The following is a 520-nucleotide window of genomic DNA, read 5'->3' on the forward strand; positions in this document are numbered from 1 at the left end:
CAGCAACGGGGTTTCTTCCTCCGTTGCATATACAGCTCACCTTTTTTCACCCACGATTAACCAACAGCCAGACCAGCAGACACGCCACCACCGGCACAGCAAAATCCATCAGGCTTGCCACATCCCATGCACGTGTATCAAAACCGCCCCACCACGGCATATTCATTCGCTTGCCATGCCCGAACATTTCGATCCAGCGATATTCTGCCTGGGTGTGTTCACGCGCAATGAAGAACGTACAACCGGCTATCGCCCCGTAAGCCCAGTTCCCGGTAAAAAGACCAATCAGTAGCTGCGCAGCCACAGCACAAAGTGCATGAAGGAAAGGTGTTATATCCATTTTCATCCTACCCAATAAAATGGGGCGCTCGGCCCCTTAATATTATTTAGACGCAAGCGCCGCCTCAATTGCAGATAATCTTTGTCTTAATTCTGCGTTTTCTTCTTCCAGTGCTGTTATCCTGTCGTCTGACTCTCTGGCTACCTGAACAAGCAAGCCAGTAACACCAGAATAATCTAC

Annotated in this window: 1 protein-coding gene and 1 pseudogene; both read right to left on the minus strand. The window is 49.6% G+C overall.

The window, feature by feature from the left end; all coding sequences use genetic code 11:
- Positions 1 to 46 precede the first annotated feature (46 nt).
- On the minus strand, positions 47 to 340 hold the full coding sequence (locus BEG40_RS21545; RefSeq protein WP_000355602.1) for a hypothetical protein: 294 nt from the start codon (positions 338 to 340) through the stop codon (positions 47 to 49).
- A gap of 42 nt (positions 341 to 382) precedes the next feature.
- Positions 383 to 520 (minus strand): annotated as a pseudogene (locus tag BEG40_RS21990) (tail fiber domain-containing protein); the annotation flags it as partial.

The organism is Escherichia sp. MOD1-EC5495 (assembly GCF_002965965.1).
GTDB lineage: Bacteria > Pseudomonadota > Gammaproteobacteria > Enterobacterales > Enterobacteriaceae > Escherichia > Escherichia ruysiae.

Coding starts and splice junctions, on each gene's coding strand:
- BEG40_RS21545 (WP_000355602.1), bottom strand. CDS start 340: ATGGATATAACACCTTTCCTTCATGCACTTTGTGCTGTGGCTGCGCAG.